The 3,313-nt window shown below is 34.9% G+C and carries 3 protein-coding genes; 2 read left to right on the forward strand and 1 reads right to left on the reverse strand.

What is annotated here, in order from left to right:
• Window positions 1-394 precede the first annotated feature (394 nt).
• Complete coding sequence (locus tag HMPREF1516_RS10120) at window positions 395-937, forward strand: ADP-ribosylglycohydrolase family protein (protein WP_084647641.1); 543 nt, start codon at window positions 395-397, stop codon at window positions 935-937.
• A gap of 648 nt (window positions 938-1,585) precedes the next feature.
• On the opposite strand, the gene HMPREF1516_RS04600 is transcribed toward HMPREF1516_RS10120, so the two are convergent.
• Complete coding sequence (locus HMPREF1516_RS04600; RefSeq protein ID WP_033605897.1) at window positions 1,586-2,599, reverse strand: hypothetical protein; 1,014 nt, start codon at window positions 2,597-2,599, stop codon at window positions 1,586-1,588.
• A 285-nt stretch (window positions 2,600-2,884) separates the two neighbouring features.
• Here HMPREF1516_RS04600 and HMPREF1516_RS10215 point away from each other — a divergent pair, with 285 nt between their 5' ends.
• Window positions 2,885-3,034, forward strand: coding sequence for a DUF6892 domain-containing protein (locus HMPREF1516_RS10215; RefSeq protein WP_443030934.1), 150 nt, complete (start codon window positions 2,885-2,887; stop codon window positions 3,032-3,034).
• Window positions 3,035-3,313 lie beyond the last annotated feature (279 nt).

The following is a 3,313-nucleotide window of genomic DNA, read 5'->3' on the forward strand; positions in this document are numbered from 1 at the left end:
TTAAAGAACTGCAACAGTTTCCAAATCTGAAGAAAGCGACAATTATGACTAGTAATTTTGAACAAGTTGAGGATATTTTTAAGAGTCAAGGAATAAAAGTAGAACTACTATAAACGTCCTTTTTAACTAGATTTAATAAGTTCTCTAAAGAGGGAGTGTCAAAGGATACTAGTAGCAAGCATTCTACTCTACATGATTTTTAACATTGAAAACTTAAGAACTTTAAGAATTAATATTAAAGCATTATTAGGCAAGAAATCAATCTATTTAAATTCAGGACTTTCAATTTTTAGTTTTAAGAATTTAGTTATATAATGGCATAGTATTAAAAAAGCTATATTGAAACTTAATTTTTTATAGTTAGGTTGTAAGGAGAATTATAAATGAAAAAATTATGGTAATCATCAATCCAACCTCTGGTGGCGAAAAAGCTTTGGATTATAAGGTGAAACTGGAGAATAAAGCTAGAGACTATTTTGAAGATGTGGAAATTAAAATTACGGAGAAAGCGCAAGACGCCACAAACTTTGCAGAAGAAGCTTCTCGTGAGCGATATGATGCTGTTCTTGTTTTTGGTGGTGATGGTAGCGATAACCCTGCGGAGATTAAAAGATGTATCAAGGAATATATCAAGAAAGAGTATAGATATGACCTTTCTAAAACGTTAGATGAAATTCATCCTACGTACCGTTTCAATGAAACGTGTCAGGATACCGTTCCTCAAGCTATCGTTGCCTTTCTGGAGAGTACAGATTTTGAAGATGCGATTCGAAATGCGATTTCTCTTGGTGGGGACAGTGATACTCTTGCTGCAATCACAGGAAGTATCGCCGAGGCAGCTTATGGAATTCCTGAGTGGATTAAGGATAAGGCCTTAAGCTATCTAGATGAGCCTTTGAAAGAGGTGCTTAGACGATGGGAAAGGGAAGTTGACTGAATTTATAGAAATAAGGCTATCGCTCGGTAATATTTAAATACCAAAGAAGGCACTATAATCGGCTGCCTTCAATCTCAGAAAAATAACTTAACATGTGCGAAGTTGATGGCGTGACCAATGTGCACTTTGAAACGAGTGGAACCTGTGGATATATTTTCGATAACTGAGCATGTTGATTCTTGTTTAGAAGCACCGAATCAATCAAGAAGGATCACCCAGAGGTTCCAGCATTTGAAGAATATGACGAGCTACTTGAAGCAATCAAAAAATCCCTATAAAGGGATTTTTTTATACCTATAATACCTTGTGCAAAACAGTCGTATATATCAAAATCAGAGTCACGTTACCTACTATTAGACCAAAAGTCGCAAGCAAGGTCTTTGCTGTACCCGGCTTAAAATCTGCACTAATCAAATATGGCCAAAAGCATACCATTGGGAAAATGGCTATTAACACGCATACATAGGTAGGAAAGCTTGTCCAAAGAAAGCGTGTCGTCTCTAACCAGTGACCCCATGAAGGTATCACTATTTTGCTTATAGTGAAAAGTATGCATATAAGGTGGACCACTAGAAGATAAATAGCATACTTTGTCTTACTTATTACTTTTTTATTTTTCATTTTGCCTAATTATCCCTGCAAATTCTTCTATCGCTCAGCTGCAATATTAGAACTAAAATTAAAATTAACTATATCATTATTCGAATCAAGGTCTAAACTCATAAAGTAATGATTCCAAAAGAATTCATTGTTACCTGCGCCCCACTGCACGCCATAATGACCCAAATATTCATCTCTTGGCTCGCTTGGAGTCAGCCATATTTTTTTCCCAAATACTTTCGTGAACTCGTTTTCGTCAAGCTTCTTTAGCACATCTATACCATCTATATTATATGAGATCCCATATTTTTGGGCAACAGCTGTGCACTCAGAATCAAAGCAAACCTGCGTAACTACACAGTCCTTCAGCTCCGTATTCTTCCTCTTATCTCCGTAAACACCTATACATACGAGAACTACTTTCTTCTTTACAAGAAGATAGGTAGATCGCGTAACTGCTGAGTCATATGACTTAAAGCCGTTTGGTACACTAACCCCAGTTCCTTGGTATTTAGTATAGCTTCCCGTTGTCAAAAGCTCGTTATAATTAGGATAATCATGTCTACCATTTGACACATAGATTTCAAACCCCTTGTCTATCAGATCCGAAATCTTAGTCTCTGTAAGATGAATTTCAGTTCCGTCAATTTTAAGTGGAGGTGCGTTATCAGGTAGACCTATAATTATATATACAAACATCAAAAACACGAATACCATAAGCACTGCAACGATACCCATCCAAGATTTCCCGGTTCTCCTTCGTGCATTGAAAAGCGACATTATAGAAGGCGTGATAATAGCAGCACCAATTGGCGCCGCCCCATGACGGAACATGCTCATGACCCTAAAGGCAATTACAGCGCTAATTAGTATTAAAACTATGTGCACTGCATACTCTCCTACGCTTAGCTTACTCGTCCTAGTCTGATTATTGGCTGGGGCATCGTACACTGGAACACCGTTCTCAAAGGTGTTCTTCATTCTAAAACGCAGCCAAATCAATATTCCAATAAACACAATTGCCAAGAACACTAGCATTCCGATAAAAACTAATTTTTCCATCTATAACCTTTTCTCAGACCTAATTATCGTCCATCAAAATTCATATCTAGTCTACCACATTTTGAAATTGTTTTACAATATTTACATACTTGTGCACGAATCAATAATGTATACAAGCTTTTCAGAGTATTTATTCTTTACACCTCTTTTCCGCTATGTTAAAATTGTATTAAGTTTAATACTTGTTTTATTCTAAAAAACGCGCATCATTTTAGCGCGAAAAACAAATTTAATTCCCTTGTTTCTGTAGTTAACTTTTTTATCGAAGTAATTCAGGAGTCCTATATTCAAGATGATAGTTTCGATCTAAATGAAGTTAGTCTTAAAGAACTGCAACAGTTTCCAAATCTGAAGAAAGCGACAATTATGACTAGTAATTTTGAACAAGTTGAGGATATTTTTAAGAGTCAAGGAATAAAAGTAGAACTACTATAAACGTCCTTTTTAACTAGATTTAATAAGTTCTCTAAAGAGGGAGTGTCAAAGGATACTAGTAGCAAGCATTCTACTCTACATGATTTTTAACATTGAAAACTTAAGAACTTTAAGAATTAATATTAAAGCATTATTAGGCAAGAAATCAATCTATTTAAATTCAGGACTTTCAATTTTTAGTTTTAAGAATTTAGTTATATAATGGCATAGTATTAAAAAAGCTATATTGAAACTTAATTTTTTATAGTTAGGTTGTAAGGAGAATTATAAATGAAAAAA

The sequence above is a fragment of the Streptococcus sp. CM6 genome (genome assembly GCF_000526095.1).
GTDB lineage: Bacteria > Bacillota > Bacilli > Lactobacillales > Streptococcaceae > Streptococcus > Streptococcus oralis_BW.

Excerpts from the sequence above, each read along its gene's own strand:
- HMPREF1516_RS04600 (WP_033605897.1), bottom strand. The coding sequence starts at position 2,599 with ATGGAAAAATTAGTTTTTATCGGAATGCTAGTGTTCTTGGCAATTGTG.
- HMPREF1516_RS10120 (WP_084647641.1), top strand. The coding sequence starts at position 395 with ATGGTAATCATCAATCCAACCTCTGGTGGCGAAAAAGCTTTGGATTAT.